Raw genomic sequence first — 13,614 nt, 5'->3', positions numbered from 1 at the left:
TCTCAGTGGTCTCCGAAGCCGAAATAGGCCTGCTTCAGACGCTCGTCCTTGATCATGTCGGCTGCCGCACCCTCGAGGATGATGCGCCCGCCGCGGATCAGGATCATGCGGCCGCCGGTCATCATGGCCCGCGTCGAGCTCTGCTCGACGATCAGCAGCGTCAGCTTGCGCTGAGCCCGCAGCCGCACGAGGATTTCGTAGACCTGATCGATGATCTTGGGTGCAAGTCCGAGCGACGGCTCGTCGATGGCCATGATGCGCGGAGCCGTCATCAACGCACGACCGATGACGAGCATCTGCTGCTGGCCGCCGGAGAGCATGCCGGCCGCAGTGTGACGGCGATCGGCCAGCATCGGGAATTCGGCGTAGACGGACTCCAGGTCATCGGCGATCTTGTGCCTGTCGGCCCGCATGCCGGTGCCGACCTTCAGATTTTCCTCGATGCTCAGTGCGCCGAACACGTTGCGTCCTTCCGGCACCAGCGAGAATCCGCGCCGGGCGATGTCCTCCGGCGAGGCGCCCGTCATTTTCGCGCCGTCGATCGTGATGGACCCCGAGCCAGGCGGCACGACACCGGCGATCGCGTTCAGCAGGGTCGACTTGCCCGCGCCGTTGGGGCCTGTCACGAACAGGACCTCGCCCTCGGCAATTTTTAGCGTGACGCCGCGCAGGGCGGTCAGGCGTCCATAGTTGACGGTGATGTCGTCGACGGCGAGCAGCGTCATGATGCGGCGTCCATCTCGGTCGCGAGCGCCGGGACCACTTCGTCGTGCTGCGTGCCCATATAGGCGTGCCGGACCGCGTCGCTGCCGCGGATCTGCGCGGGGTCGCCGACTTCGATAATCTCGCCGGAATCGAGGACGAAGATGCGCTCGCAGAGTTCGAGCACGAGCCCGATATTGTGCTCGATCAGCAGGACGCCGACGCCGAACTCACGGGCGATCCGCCTGATAATATCGGCCAGATCGTGGCTTTCATGCTCGGACATGCCTGCGGCGGGTTCGTCCAGCAGCAGGTAGCGCGGTCTGCACATGATGGCCCGGCCGATGGCGACGCGGCGCTCGTCGGTGTAGGGCAGGGCGCCTGCGATCGTGCTGCCGAGGTGCGATATCCCGAGCCAGGTCATCACGCGCTCGGCCTCCGTGATCGCCTCGCGCCGCGCCTGACCCAGCCCCACGCCTGTGACCTCGAGATTGTCCACGACCGGAAGGTCGCGGAAAAGTCGGCCCGACTGAAAGGTCCGCGCGACGCCCTTGCGTCGAAGCTTGTGTGCCGCGATGCCGTTGAGCACCTCGCCTTCCAGCTCGACGGTTCCGGTACTGACGGGCTGGAATCCGGTCAGCACGTTGATAAGTGTTGTCTTCCCGGCGCCGTTGGGGCCGATCAGTCCGGTGATGCGTCCCCGTGGAATGGTGAGCGTAACGTTTGACAGCGCTTTTAAGCCTTCGAATTGGACGCTGACGTCGCGAGCGCCCAACTCCAAGCCACCGGAAGTCATCTCAACGCCTTCTCACTCGCCACCCATCACGGACGGAGTTTTGCGTTGGGAGAGACGCTTGTAAAATTCGAAATATCGTTCGCCGATATCGGAAATTGTGATGACGTTGACGTTCCGGGAATGTTTTGTGGCCGAGCGGTGATTACCGACGCGTTTTTAGACGCTCTAAGCCCCGTCCTTACCGCCGCTGCCTTCTGCACGGATAACCCGGCCTATTGCTTGAACACGGCGAAGGATACGTTTGAACCCACGCCCGGCAGCACGCGCTTCAGCGTGGTGCGCACAGGGGCGGCCGACCTCGATCTGCTGTCGGCGCGCGGCCTCAATATGTCCTTGCTGTTCGGCGTCTACACCGCCGGTACATCGTCGACGGCGACCGGTAGCAGCGATCCGTATAACCTGCCGCGTGTCCTCAATTTGCAAAACACGTTCCTCGGCGAGGCCGATGGCGCCTATGAGAAGTTTGTCGATGGCGGCGCCGACAGTCTGGCGCGGGCGTGGTATCCGACCGGCGGCGGCAACCTGACCATCAAGGCCGGCGGTGACCTCATCGGCAATATCATGACCCTCCCGGTATCGGGCGGCGGTCGCCCCAATTCGGCGGATTCGGGCTATAACAGCGCGGCGGTCGGCAACTGGCTGTGACGTCAGGGAACCGTCACGATGCTGGGCGGATCGCAGGATCAGGCCACGGCCTGGTGGATCAATTTCGGTAGCTATGTGAACGCTGGGCACGACAAGATGATAGGCTTCACCGGCTTCAGCACGCTCGGTGGCGGCGATTTGCGCGTCGAGGTCGGTGGCGATGCCGGCATTCTTTCGCCGCTCGCCAGCGAAAGCGATCAGCAGATCAACCAGCGTACCCAGGGCATCGTTCTCGCGATCGGCAGCGCCGGCCGGTTCAGCGCAGACGGCAGCCTGACATCGACTGGCGGCGGCGATCTAGACCTGCGTGTCGGCGGAGCGCTCAATCCGGCTGCGACCAATGCCAACAGCATTTGGAACGGTGTGGTCACCAATCTGCGTGGCCATAGCCAGATCGACACCGGGTCGGTGGGCGTGCTGCAGCGGCTGTACGGCACTTCGGAATTCTCTCAGTCGCCGCGCGAGACTCGCGCCTATGATCTCTTCGAATCATCCCGCGCCGATGCGTTCGGCGGCCTGTTACAGACGCCGGGTGACTCCGTCTTCACGCTCTCCTCCAATGGTGATCTGGTCGTCACGGGCGTGAGCGATCCGGACGGGTCGGCCTTTAGTGGTGCAAGTGCAAGGCAAAACTGTCGGGGGTGACCGCAGACTGTGCGAGTGCTGACGAGCAACCTCAGTTCTCGAGGATGAAAATTGTCACTCAATCGCCACGTAATCGCATGGTCGTGCTGATCGATCCGAGGTCAATCCGTTCCTATAGGGTATGGGTTGGTCGCGTTCCCCGCGACCAATGAGTATAGCGGGCGAATGCTGTTCCCCCATCAACGGCAGTTGTTGATCGGGTCGGTCGTATGTGCGCGGCCACTCGTGAGACAGTGCAAGCTTGTCAATTCGTCGGCCCGTCGCCGCGAATGGCGAACGTCGTGGCCTTCAGCTTGGTCATGCCGAACTTGTCGAACAGCTTGTCATAGGTGCCGTCGGCGCCGATCGCAGTGAGGGCATCGGCGACGGCCTGCGCGAGCTGCTTGTCGCGAAAGGCGAAGGTGATGTCGGTGCCGGCGATGTCGCGGACCCAGATCTTTGCGATGCCCTTCTGCTCGAGCGAGTCGGCGGTCTCGTTGATGTTGAGCGCGGCCTCGAGCTGCCCGGCGCGCAGCGCCGCCGAGGTGGCGGTGACGGTGGTGAAGGTGCGCAGCTCGATCGGCTTGAGGCCCTTGGCCTCCATCGCGGTGCTGAACTCGCGCGCCTTGCGCTCGGTGTAGGTCGCCGATTCCACGCCGACGACGCGGCCGGCGAGATCCTCGAACTTTTCGAGCTTCAGGCTTGAGGAGGGATCGGTGTAGATGCTGATCGCCTGCTGCGCATAAGGCACGAGGTAGAGCATCTTCGAGCGCTCCTCGGTCCAAAACAGGCCGGTGTTGATGGCATCGAACCGCCCGGAGCGTAGCGCCGGGATCATCGCCGGGAAGTCCATGCGCAGGAAGACAGCCTCGATGCAGAGGCGCTTGGCGATTTCCCTGGCGAGCTCGACATTGAGACCCTGCAACTCGCCCTTGTCGTCGACGAATTGCTGCGGCGGCAGCGTCGGGTTGATCGACATCTGCCATTTCGGCGCCTCGATCAGGCTCGATGCCGGCACCTTTGGCGTGCAGGTCTGCGCACCGGCCGCCTGGGACAGGCCGATCAGAACGGTGAGGGCGGAGAAGGTCTTGGGAAATCGCATGTGAATACTCCGATCAAATCGTGGGTGGCAGAGGAGCCGTTCTCCGGTCCGACGTCTTCTTCGTTGTCGCGTCAGGTGGCCGCCGTCACGTCGGCTTGCCGGGTCAGGATCAGCGAGATGTGGCGTGCCGCGGTCACCACCTCGTCGCGCTGGTTGATGAGGTCAACCGTCTCGATGACGATGCCGCGCTCGGGATTTTTGGTCGGCCGCTTCTCGTCGAAGCGGAAGCGGACGCGCAAGGTGTCGCCGGCAACGATGGGGCCCTTGAACTTCACCTCGTCCCAGCCGAGCGAGGCGACTGACGTCTCCTCGTACAGCTTCAGCTCGGACTTCAGCCCCTCCATCAGCGACAAGCCGAACAGCCCATGGCCAATCACCGCGGGAAAGCCGCGCGACCGCGCGTAGGCGCCATCGACGTGAAGCGGATGATGGTCACGCGTGACATCGGCGAAGACTGCGATATCGGCCTCCGTCACAGTGTGCACGGCGGTCTCGAACTCCGCGCCGATCGCAATGTCCTCGTAACGGAGATTGATGGGAGCGCTCGGGACCATCTGAATTCCTCAGGCGACTTTGCGCGGCCGTGCTGGCAGCGCCTTGAAACTCTGCGCGATCCCCATCGGCCCGGAGCGGAAGATACGCGGGTCCATGTCTTTCAGGTGCGGGCTGATGCGCGGCCGGAAACCAATATGGGCAAGGATGTCTTGCTCGAGCCGAACGCCCGGCGCGATCTCGGTCAGCGTCACGCTGCCGTTCTCGAGCTCGAACACGGCGCGCTCGGTGATGTAGCTCACGTGCTGGCCGCGCTGGGCAGCGAGGCTTGCACTGAAGCTGATTTGGCCGACTTGCGGAACGAATTTGCGAAAGGCGCCATCACGCCGGATTGCGAGGCGTCCGTTCTCGACGCCGATGTCGAACTTGCCGCCCGTCATGGTGCCGCTGAAGATCAGCCGCCGCGCATTCTGGGTGATGTCGATGAAGCCGCCCGAACCGTCGCGGCGCTCGCCGAAGCGCGTGACGTTGACATTGCCCGTCTCGTCCACCTCGGCGAAGGAGAGGAAGGCGCAGGAGAGGCCGCCGCCGTCATAGAAATCGAACTGATAGGCCTGGTCGAGAATGACGCGCGGATTGATGGCGGTGCCAAATTCGCGGGCGTGCCCGGGCACGCCGCCGACGACGCCGGACTCCACCGTCAGCGTGATCAGGTCGGAAATGCCTTCCTCGGCCGCGACATTGGGGATCATCGCGGAGATGCCGACGCCGAGATTGACGACGTCGCGCGGGCGCAGTTCGAAGGCGGCGCGGCGGGCGATCACACGGCGTTCGGTGAGCGGATCAGGCGTGATCATCGCCACCGGCACGCGGCTCTCGCCGCAGCGCGCCGGATCATAGGCGGTGCCATAGGTCTGCATCTGCTCGGGCTCGAGCACGACGTGATCGATCAGGAAGCCCGGAATCTTCACCATCTGTGGATGGATCGAGCCGCGCTTCACGATGCGCTTGACCTGGCAGATCACGGTGCCGCCGGCATTGTGCACGGCCTGCGCGATCGACAGATCCTCGCGCGTCGTGCCCTCGTGCTCCATGCTGATATAGCCGTCCTCATCGGCCGAGGTGCCGCGGATGATGGCGACGTCGGGGGGAGCGGGGACGCGATAGAGCAGCCAGGACTGACCGTGTAATTCGAGCAGGTCGACCAGCGGCGCGGTGGTGCGCTTGTTCATGCGCCCGCCATCCTGGCGCGGGTCCATGTAGGTGTTGAGGCCGACATGGGTAAGCACGCCCGGATGCTTCGCGGCCATGGCACGGCAGAGCTGGCTCATTACGCCTTGCGGGAAGTTGTAGGCGTCGATCAGCTCGTCGCGTACGAGGCGCATGAACGGCACCTGGAGCCCGAAGTTGCCGCCGATAACGCGCGCGATCAGGCCTTCATGGGCGAGATGGCAGAGGCCCTTCTCGGTCACGGCGCCGACGCCGGTGATATTGATCAGCGTCAGATTGTGCGGGCCCTGGCCACTGATGAAACGTCGCTCCAGCGCATCGAGGATGGCTTCGGCAGCGCCGGTGCCGCCATTGCCGCCGACGATCAGCGTGTCCGCGTCGCGGATCAAACCGGCTGCCTCTGCCGCGGTGATGATGCTCAGCATGACGGCGCTTCCCGCATCACGCGGCCTCCTTCTCGACTTGGCGGGCGATGATCAGCCGCTGGATCTGGTTGGTGCCCTCGTAGATCTGGGCGAGGCGGACGTCGCGGAAGATTCGCTCGATCCGATACTCGCGCGAATAGCCGTTGCCGCCGTGGATCTGCAGCGCGTTGGAGACGTGCTTCATCGCCATGTCGGTGGTGAACAGCTTTGCCTGCGCCGCCTCCTTGGCGATCGGCTCGCCGGCATCGTGCAGGCGCGCGGCATGGTGGATCAGCAGGCGCGCGGCGGCGATGTCGGTCGACATGTCCGCGAGCATGAACTGCACCGCCTGGAAGCCGATGATGGCTTGACCGAACTGCTTGCGGTCCCTGGCATAGGCGGTCGCGTCCTCGAACGCGGCCTGCGCCATGCCGAGCGCCATCGACGCCATCATCAGTCGGCTGAAGTTGAAATTGCTCATCGCCATCTTGAAGGCCTGGTTCTCCGGCCCCATCACGCTGTCAGCTGGCAGGCGCACGCCGGAGAAGGTGATCTGGCAGTCGTCGAGGCCGTGCATGCCGAGCAATTCCTCGTTCTTGCCGCGGGCGATGCCGGGCAGGTTGCCGTCGACGAGGAGGCACGAGATGGCGCGATAGCCCGCATCAGCGCCGGTGCGCGCGAACACCATGATGCGGTCGGCGACGCCGCCGAGTGTCACCCAGGCCTTGGTGCCGTTGAGCCGCCAGCCATTGCCCTCGCGTACCGCGTTGGTGCGGATGCTAGCTACATCGGAGCCGTGATCGGGCTCGGAGACCGCCGTCGCAGGAATGATGTCGCCGCTCAGAATCTGCGGGATCAACGCCTTGTGCGCCTCGGTGCCGTGATGGTCGAAGAACAGCACGGCCTCGACCGGGATCGCGAAGGCATTGGCGACCGCGCCGGAGCAGCGCGCCAGCTCCTCCATCGCGATGCAGGCTGCGACCGCATCGAGACCGGCGCCGCCGGCGCCTTCGCGCAGGCAGATGCCGAACAGGCCGAGATCAGCCATGCCCTTGTAGAGCGTCCGATCGAAGCGGTCCTCGCGATCGATCGCGGCGGCGCGCGGCAGGATCTCGGCTTCCGCGAAGCGGCGGGCGGTCTCGCGCAGGGCTTTCTGGTCTTGGCTGTAGAAGCGGTCCATGGGCGTGCTCCCGTCAGTCGCTGGCGAGCTTGGAATCGTGGGAGACCTCGCTGCGGTCGCGATCGCAGAAATAGACCGCGACGTCGCCGCCCGGCACGCCATAGGCGCTGCAAACGGCGCGCGTCAGCGCGATCGCGGCAGCGCGCCGCTCGGCCTCGCTGCGGCGGAAGGCGTGCACCTTGAGCAGGATACGCTGGCCGGTGGCTTCCGCGCCAAACCTGCCGGCGTGGGCGTAGTCATCGGTCGCAATGTTCAGGAAATAGAGCGTGACCGTATCGGCGGTGACACCGAAAGCCGACATCAGGCCGTCGGTCACGGACTGCGCCAGCGCGGCCTTGCGCTGGGCTGGAGCTTGCGGGGCGAGCACTTCGACATAGGGCATCGATCAGACCTTCGCGGATTTGGCCGCAGACGATTTGGGTGAGGACGATTTTGATTTCGCGGATTTCGCAGGGGCCGGGGTGTCGATCTGGCGGCAGGAGTCGCGCTGGATCAGCCGGGCGCCGACGCGATATTCGCGGACGCCGTCATTGCTGCTTCCCTTGGCGTCCATGCGATGCAGCAGCCGGTCGACGGCGAGATTGGCGAGATCCCGGGCGCCGTTGTCGACGATGCTGATCGCCGGACGATGCCATTCGAACCACGGCATGTCTTCATAACAGAGAAGCGAGAGATCATTGGGAATGGCGATGTTCCGTTCCGCGGTGACGCGCAGCACGCCGAGCGTGGCTTCGTGATTGGCGACGAAGATCGCGCTGGGCGGGCGGGGAAGGTCGAGCAGCTTGCGGCAGCAGGTCGCGCCGGTCTCGGGCACGTAGTGGCCGGCATGAATCAATGTGTCGTCCCTGGCGATGCCGGCCTCACGCAGCGCGCGGACATAACCGGACAGCCGTTCGCGGCCCGACGTGGTGTCCTGGCGGCCGACGATCAGCCCGATGCGCTTGTGCCCGAGCTCGATCAAATGACGTGTGCCTAGATAAGCGCCTTGCGGATCGTCGGCGAGCACGGTCTCGAGATCGGTCGTGTCGTCGCGCCGCACCAGGCAGACGATGGGCACGTCCTTGGAGAGCGTCTCGAGCTGCGCACCGTTCTTGCCCGTCGGCACCACGATCAGCCCGTCGATGCGGTGGTCGACCAGCGTGGTGAGGGTGTCGCTCTCCTGCTGCGGATCGTCGCCGCCGATGCACAGAAGCATCTGATAGCCCAGCGCCTTCAGGCGCGCCTGCACCACTTCGGCCATTACCTGGAACGAGGCGTTGGTGAGATTGTGGACGAGCAGCGCGACGAGCCGGGACTGTCCGGTCTTGAGGCCGCGTGCGATCGGGTTCGGCCGATAGCCAAGCTCGCGCGCGATGCGCGCCAGGCGCTGCTGCGTGCGCTCGCTGGTCAGGCCGGTTCCCGTCAGCGCTCGGGAAGCAGTGCTGACTGAAACACGGGCCGCCTGCGCCACATCTTTGAGCGTGACGCTCATCAAACCTGCCGATAGAGTGCAAACGATTGCAGAGACGTTATGAGCATACTCCGCATGGATCAAGCTCAAAAAATGGATGGTGTTGCCCAATGCAGAGCCGCTTATGCAAACGATTGCATAATGCGTGCGGATATTCCGCAGACGGCTCCCATCGCCTGAATCCACCCGAGCACCCGGCAGTACCCTGATGAAGACGTTCCGCGGCACCTATACCGTCATGATCACCCCGTTCACGGCAGCGGGCGAGGTCGATGTCGCGGCATTGCGCGCCTTCGTCGACTGGCAGATCGCGCAGGGCATTTACGGGCTGATCCCGCTCGGGTCGACCGGCGAGTTCCTCTCCATGGACGATGACGAGAAGGCGCTGGTTGCCGAGGTTGTCATTCGCCAGGCCGCGGGCCGCGTCCCCGTGCTGATCGGCACCGGTGCGGAGGATACGCGCGAAGTGGTGCGCCTCAGTCGCCGTGCCGAAAAACTGGGCGCCGACGGCGTGATGATCATCCCGCCATACTATTCGACGCCGACCGACGACGAACTCGTTCATCACTACAAAACGGTGGCCGATGCGATCGCGCTGCCGATCATGGTCTACAACAATCCCGCGACCGCCAATGTCGATCTCAAGCCGTCACTTGTGGCGCGCATCGCCGAGATCGACAACTGCCTCTATATCAAGGAGTCGACGCTGGAGGTGACGCGCGTGCGCGACATCATCCGCCTCTGCGGCGACAGGATGACGGTGTTCGGCGGCATCCTCGGCTTCGAATCCTTCGTCGAGGGCGCGCAGGGCTGGGTGGCCGTGGCCTCCAACGTGGTTCCGGCGGAGATGGCCCGCATCTTCAGCCTCGTCGCCGACCACGGCGCGATCAAGGACGCGCGCGAGCTCTATCTCAAATACCTGCCGGTGATCGAGTTCGTCGGCGGCCAGGCCTACGTCGCCGGCAGCAAGGCGTTGCTCAGTCATATGGGCTTTGCAGCCGGCCATCCGCGCCCGCCGCGACTGCCACTTCCCGCAGCACAGGATGCTGCCGCGCTGGCGTTGGTCGGGCGCCTCGGTCTGACCTGGCCGGATGCATCAAAGCGGACGAGCGCATGAAGGCCTCACTGCCGCGCCACTGCAATCCGGGCCGCGATCTCCTCGCGCGCGTGCCTGATCAGGGATTGCGTCAGCCGTTGCTGCATGCGGCCGGCCGGCACGACGGCAGATATGGTGACCTCGGTCTTCGGTTTGAACGGTATGCTCCTGAGGCGGCTATAGCGCGTCGAGGACGCCGTCAGCTCGTCCATGATGGTCACCCCGAGCCCTTCTTCGACGAAATGTCCGGCGACATTCATGAAGCGCACCTCAATGGCGGGCGCGAAGTTGACGGCGCTGCGGCGAAACGCCTCCTGGATCAGGCTGCTGATGCGGCTCGAGGTGCGGGCGTTGATCAGAGGCATATCGCGCAGATCGGTCGGACTGACGAAGCTCAATTGCGCCAGCGGACTGTCGGCCGGGCAGGCGCAGACCATGTCGAGCTGGGCCAGCGGCAAATAGTCCAGCGTCGGACGCGGATGCGGCTCCATGGCGAAGCCGACGTCGACGATGCCGGTCTCGACATATTCCAGGAGGTCGTCGAGCCGCTGCGTCTCCAGCGAGATCTCGACCCCGGCGTGATCGCTGCTGAAACGCGCGACCACCTGCGGCAGGAGCGATTCCGACAGTTCGGAGGTGGCGACGATCCGCATCCGCCCCTTGCGGCCGGCGCGCAGATGCGCGGCCGTCTGGCTGATCAGATCCTGCATCAGGAACAGCGGCTCGGCCTCCGCGAGCAGGATCTGCGCCTCCTGCGTCGGTACCATGCGCTTGTTGACGCGGTCGAACAGCAGGAAGCCGAGCGTGGTCTCCGCATGCTTGATGGCGTTGCTGACGGCGGGCTGCGACATGCCGAGATCCTTCGCCGCCGCGACCGTGGATCGCGTGCGCATCACGGCGCGCAGGATTTCAAGCTGTCTAAGATTCATCTCGCATGGTCCGGTCATGAGTGAGCGATGACAGTGTGCATCATAGATTTCGGTTATCAACCTTGCTCGGAAAATAATTGATGGCGATGTTGTCGGTCGTTCAGGTGTCAGCTTACGCTTCATGCGAAGACATCGCGCGATGGACGAAGCATTCTCAAATGCGAAAGCCTGAGCGCCAGCATGGTGTGAACGCATGAACCTGCTCGACGGCGTCAAGATCCTCAGTTTCAATCACTATCTCGCGGGTCCACTTGCCGCGCAGACGCTCGCCGATCTCGGCGCCGACGTCATCGCGATCGAGCCGATCGAGGGTGCGTTTCAGCGCAACTGGGCGGTCGCCAACCATTTTGTCGCAGGCGACAGCGTCAATCATCTGGCTACGGGGCGCAACAAGCGCAGCCTCGCCGTCGATCTCAAGCATCCCGACGGCGTCGCCGCGGTGAAGAGGCTGGTCGCGACCGCCGATGTCGTAATGGAGAATTTCCGGCCGGGCACCATGGCCAAGCTCGGTCTCGGCTACGACACGCTGAAGGCAGTCAACCCCGCCCTGATCTATGCGGCGGCGACCGGGTTCGGATCGGAGGGGCCGTACAAGGATCGCCCCGGCCAGGATCTGCTGCTCCAGGCGATGTCCGGCCTTGCGATGCGGACCGGGCGGGCGGACGGCGAGCCGACGGCGGTCGGCGCTGTCATCGTCGATCAGCACGCCGCCTCACTCTATGCCATGAGCATTCTGGCGGCATTGTTCGCACGAACGAAGAGCGGCAAGGGGCAGCTCGTCGAGGTCAATCTCTATCAGGCCGCGCTGGATCTCCAGGTCGAGCCGCTGACGGCATGGCTGAATGGCGCGCCATCGCCGACCTCGCGCGGTCCGGCCGGTATCGCGGCGTGGTTCAGCCCCGGGCCTTACGGCGTCCACGCCACGGCGGACGGTCATATGGCGATCTCCATGGCTACGCCGAGCGCGCTCGCGGTCGCGCTTGACAGCGAAGAGCTGCAGCAATTCGCCGACACCGACAGCTTCTCGAAGCGCGAGGAGATCACGCGGATCGTTGCTATCAGGCTGAAGCAGAAGTCGACGTCCGACTGGCTGCCTTCGCTTGAAGCCGCGCGGGTCTGGCATGCGCCGGTGCAGGATTATCGCGATCTCGAGTCCGATCCTCAGCTTAGGCATCTCGGCGTGTTCAAGAGCGCCGAAAGCGCAGGCGGCGCGCCAATCCGGATGGTCGCCCATCCCGCGCGCTATGACGGGCAGACGCCGGAGGTACGGCTGGTGCCGCAGCGGCTGGGTGCGCAGACGTGCGAGGTGCTCGGCGAGATCGGCTATGGCGCTGCCGACATTGACGCGATGATCGCCGGCAAGGCCGTGGGAGTGGCGCGATGATCGATTTTTCTCTCCCCGAGGAGACGCGCCTGCTGGTCGATACCGTTCGCCGTTTCGTCGAGACGGAGGTGCAGCCGCTCGAAGACGTCGTCGAGCAGACGGCTAAGGTGCCGGCCGATGCGCTGGCGGTCACCAAGGCCAAGGCGCAAAAGCTCGGCCTTTACGCCATGAACATGCCGGCGGATGTCGGCGGCGGCGGGTTAACTTGCGTCGAGCATTGCCTTGTCGAGGAGGAGTTCGGCAAGACCTCGGATGCGCTGATCCGCCGCGTGTTCGGCCAGGTCTATCCGATGCTGATGGCCTGCAAGGGCGACCAGGTCGAGCGTTACCTGCTGCCGACCGTGAAGGGGGACAAGATCTGCGCCATGGCGATCACCGAGCCCGGCGCCGGCTCCGACGCCGCGTCGATCAGCACGACCGCGCATCTCGACGGCGACGAATGGGTGCTCAACGGCACCAAACACTTCATCAGCGACGGCGACATCGCCGACTACATCATCCTGATGGCGCTGACCGATAAGGACAAGCGCGCCCGCGGCGGCATTACCCTGTTCCTGGTCGACCGAGCTACGGCCGGCTTCAAGGTCGCGCGTACCCAGCCGATGATGGGCCATCGCGGCTATGGCCACGCTGAGTTGAGCTTCGAGGACTGCCGCATCCCGAAGACGGCCGTGCTCGGCGAGGTCGGTGGCGGCTTCAAGCTGATCATGCAGAGCGTGCTTCAGATCCGGCTTGCCCATATCGGCGCGCGCGCCGTCGGCATGGCGCAGCGCGCGCTGGAGATGACGCGCAGGCACGCCGGCGAGCGGCGCCAGTTCGGCCAGCTGATCGGCGATTTCCAGATGGTGCAGAAGCTGATCGCCGATTCCGCCACCGAGATCTTCGGCGTGAAGATGATGGTGATGAACGCCGCCTGGGACATCGACCAGGGCAAGGATGCGCGCGACAAGGTCTCGATGATCAAGGTCGCGGCGTCCGAGATGCAGGGCCGCGTGGTCGACCGTGCCATCCAGGTGTTCGGCGGCATGGGCTTCAGCAAAGACCTGCCGCTGGAGCGGATGTATCGCGACGCCCGCGTCACCCGCATCTATGACGGCACCTCCGAAATCCACCGCATGCTGGTCGCGCGCAGCACCATCAAGAACGGCTTGCAGCTCTAGGAAGCGATCGATGTCCCATACACCTCTCAACCCCGGCGCCGCCTTCGCTTTCCGCAAGACCATGACTGTGGCCGAGCAGGCGATGTTCACCGGCATCAGCGGCAATCTCGGCGGCCTCTATGTCGATGCCGTGCGCGCCAAAAAGGCCGGCGCGTCGAACATGGTCGCCTTCGAGCTTGCCGTTGGCGGTCTCGCCACCACCTGCCTGAGCCAGCTCGGTGGTCCCACGCGGCGGATCGGTAGCATTGCGCTGAATTTTGCGGCGCCCGTGATCGTTGGCGAGTCCGTCGAGGCCAGGGCCGAGATCGTTTCGGTCACAGGTGACGACGCAGTCTGCCGGGTCACCTGCACGCTGTCGCCCTCAGGCGCCACCGTGGTGGACGGCACCGCGACGCTGGTTCCCTTCGCGAAGGCCTGAGC

15 protein-coding genes are annotated in these 13,614 nt (G+C 64.6%); 6 read left to right on the top strand and 9 right to left on the bottom strand.

The genetic code is table 11. The features are described 5' to 3' along the window. Window positions 1–2: 2 nt before the first annotated feature. Together AC1RQP_RS18360 and AC1RQP_RS18355 are read right to left on the bottom strand one after the other, a co-directional pair. Complete coding sequence (locus AC1RQP_RS18360) at window positions 3–725, bottom strand: ABC transporter ATP-binding protein (protein WP_492937993.1); 723 nt, start codon at window positions 723–725, stop codon at window positions 3–5. After that, on the bottom strand, window positions 722–1,498 hold the full coding sequence (locus AC1RQP_RS18355; protein ID WP_492937992.1) for an ABC transporter ATP-binding protein: 777 nt from the start codon (window positions 1,496–1,498) through the stop codon (window positions 722–724). The genes AC1RQP_RS18360 and AC1RQP_RS18355 overlap by 4 nt, the downstream gene beginning before the upstream one ends. Before the next feature lie 45 nt (window positions 1,499–1,543). On the opposite strand from AC1RQP_RS18355, the gene AC1RQP_RS18350 reads away from it, so the two are divergent. Next, window positions 1,544–2,143: a hypothetical protein gene (locus tag AC1RQP_RS18350; protein WP_492937991.1), complete on the top strand. Its 600-nt coding sequence runs from the start codon at window positions 1,544–1,546 to the stop codon at window positions 2,141–2,143. A gap of 18 nt (window positions 2,144–2,161) precedes the next feature. Further along, entirely contained in the window at window positions 2,162–2,788 is a 627-nt protein-coding gene (locus AC1RQP_RS18345) for a hypothetical protein (protein ID WP_492937990.1), read from the top strand. A gap of 244 nt (window positions 2,789–3,032) precedes the next feature. Here the strand turns inward: AC1RQP_RS18345 and AC1RQP_RS18340 are convergent, their stop codons facing one another. The 6 genes from AC1RQP_RS18340 to AC1RQP_RS18315 form a co-directional block, all read right to left on the bottom strand. Then, a complete protein-coding gene (locus tag AC1RQP_RS18340; protein WP_492937989.1) occupies window positions 3,033–3,869 on the bottom strand; it encodes an ABC transporter substrate-binding protein in 837 nt (278 codons plus the stop codon). Between the two features lie 71 nt (window positions 3,870–3,940). Beyond that, window positions 3,941–4,423 carry a MaoC family dehydratase gene (locus tag AC1RQP_RS18335; protein WP_492937988.1) on the bottom strand — a complete coding sequence of 161 codons (483 nt, stop codon included), beginning with the start codon at window positions 4,421–4,423 and terminating at the stop codon, window positions 3,941–3,943. Window positions 4,424–4,432: 9 nt separating this feature from the next. Beyond that, window positions 4,433–6,016: an acyl CoA:acetate/3-ketoacid CoA transferase gene (locus tag AC1RQP_RS18330; RefSeq protein WP_492937987.1), complete on the bottom strand. Its 1,584-nt coding sequence runs from the start codon at window positions 6,014–6,016 to the stop codon at window positions 4,433–4,435. Between the two features lie 16 nt (window positions 6,017–6,032). Further along, window positions 6,033–7,175, bottom strand: a complete 1,143-nt coding sequence (locus AC1RQP_RS18325; protein ID WP_492937986.1) for an acyl-CoA dehydrogenase family protein — start codon at window positions 7,173–7,175, stop codon at window positions 6,033–6,035. Window positions 7,176–7,188: 13 nt separating this feature from the next. After that, window positions 7,189–7,557 (bottom strand): tautomerase family protein, encoded by a 369-nt coding sequence (locus AC1RQP_RS18320; protein ID WP_492937985.1) that lies wholly within the window; start codon window positions 7,555–7,557, stop codon window positions 7,189–7,191. A 3-nt stretch (window positions 7,558–7,560) separates the two neighbouring features. Further along, on the bottom strand, window positions 7,561–8,646 hold the full coding sequence (locus AC1RQP_RS18315) for a LacI family DNA-binding transcriptional regulator (protein ID WP_492937984.1): 1,086 nt from the start codon (window positions 8,644–8,646) through the stop codon (window positions 7,561–7,563). Between the two features lie 184 nt (window positions 8,647–8,830). Here AC1RQP_RS18315 and dapA point away from each other — a divergent pair, with 184 nt between their 5' ends. Next, on the top strand, window positions 8,831–9,742 hold the full coding sequence (dapA, locus tag AC1RQP_RS18310; RefSeq protein WP_492938419.1) for a 4-hydroxy-tetrahydrodipicolinate synthase: 912 nt from the start codon (window positions 8,831–8,833) through the stop codon (window positions 9,740–9,742). Between the two features lie 5 nt (window positions 9,743–9,747). Here dapA and AC1RQP_RS18305 read toward each other — a convergent pair whose 3' ends face one another. Next, on the bottom strand, window positions 9,748–10,650 hold the full coding sequence (locus AC1RQP_RS18305) for a LysR family transcriptional regulator (RefSeq protein ID WP_492937983.1): 903 nt from the start codon (window positions 10,648–10,650) through the stop codon (window positions 9,748–9,750). A gap of 193 nt (window positions 10,651–10,843) precedes the next feature. Between AC1RQP_RS18305 and AC1RQP_RS18300 the strand changes: the two genes are divergently transcribed. The 3 genes from AC1RQP_RS18300 to AC1RQP_RS18290 are packed head-to-tail and all read left to right on the top strand — an operon-like array spanning window position 10,844 to window position 13,612. Beyond that, window positions 10,844–12,034 carry a CaiB/BaiF CoA transferase family protein gene (locus AC1RQP_RS18300; RefSeq protein ID WP_492937982.1) on the top strand — a complete coding sequence of 397 codons (1,191 nt, stop codon included), beginning with the start codon at window positions 10,844–10,846 and terminating at the stop codon, window positions 12,032–12,034. Then, a complete protein-coding gene (locus tag AC1RQP_RS18295; RefSeq protein ID WP_492937981.1) occupies window positions 12,031–13,194 on the top strand; it encodes an acyl-CoA dehydrogenase family protein in 1,164 nt (387 codons plus the stop codon). Before AC1RQP_RS18300 ends, AC1RQP_RS18295 begins: the two co-directional genes overlap by 4 nt. A 10-nt stretch (window positions 13,195–13,204) precedes the next feature. Continuing rightward, a complete protein-coding gene (locus AC1RQP_RS18290) occupies window positions 13,205–13,612 on the top strand; it encodes a MaoC/PaaZ C-terminal domain-containing protein (protein ID WP_239622920.1) in 408 nt (135 codons plus the stop codon). The last annotated feature ends 2 nt before the right edge of the window (window positions 13,613–13,614 follow it).

The sequence above is a fragment of the Bradyrhizobium sp. GW821-FHT13H06 genome (assembly GCF_058803975.1).
The sequence above is the reverse complement of the archived record's forward strand: the minus strand, read 5'-3'. Positions and strand labels throughout refer to the sequence as shown.

Coding starts and splice junctions, on each gene's coding strand:
- AC1RQP_RS18320 (WP_492937985.1), bottom strand. CDS start 7,557: ATGCCCTATGTCGAAGTGCTCGCCCCGCAAGCTCCAGCCCAGCGCAAG.
- AC1RQP_RS18360 (WP_492937993.1), bottom strand. CDS start 725: ATGACGCTGCTCGCCGTCGACGACATCACCGTCAACTATGGACGCCTG.
- AC1RQP_RS18355 (WP_492937992.1), bottom strand. CDS start 1,498: ATGACTTCCGGTGGCTTGGAGTTGGGCGCTCGCGACGTCAGCGTCCAA.
- AC1RQP_RS18340 (WP_492937989.1), bottom strand. CDS start 3,869: ATGCGATTTCCCAAGACCTTCTCCGCCCTCACCGTTCTGATCGGCCTG.
- AC1RQP_RS18300 (WP_492937982.1), top strand. CDS start 10,844: ATGAACCTGCTCGACGGCGTCAAGATCCTCAGTTTCAATCACTATCTC.
- AC1RQP_RS18315 (WP_492937984.1), bottom strand. CDS start 8,646: ATGAGCGTCACGCTCAAAGATGTGGCGCAGGCGGCCCGTGTTTCAGTC.
- AC1RQP_RS18290 (WP_239622920.1), top strand. CDS start 13,205: ATGTCCCATACACCTCTCAACCCCGGCGCCGCCTTCGCTTTCCGCAAG.
- AC1RQP_RS18345 (WP_492937990.1), top strand. CDS start 2,162: ATGCTGGGCGGATCGCAGGATCAGGCCACGGCCTGGTGGATCAATTTC.
- AC1RQP_RS18295 (WP_492937981.1), top strand. CDS start 12,031: ATGATCGATTTTTCTCTCCCCGAGGAGACGCGCCTGCTGGTCGATACC.
- AC1RQP_RS18335 (WP_492937988.1), bottom strand. CDS start 4,423: ATGGTCCCGAGCGCTCCCATCAATCTCCGTTACGAGGACATTGCGATC.
- AC1RQP_RS18305 (WP_492937983.1), bottom strand. CDS start 10,650: ATGAATCTTAGACAGCTTGAAATCCTGCGCGCCGTGATGCGCACGCGA.
- AC1RQP_RS18330 (WP_492937987.1), bottom strand. CDS start 6,016: ATGCTGAGCATCATCACCGCGGCAGAGGCAGCCGGTTTGATCCGCGAC.
- AC1RQP_RS18325 (WP_492937986.1), bottom strand. CDS start 7,175: ATGGACCGCTTCTACAGCCAAGACCAGAAAGCCCTGCGCGAGACCGCC.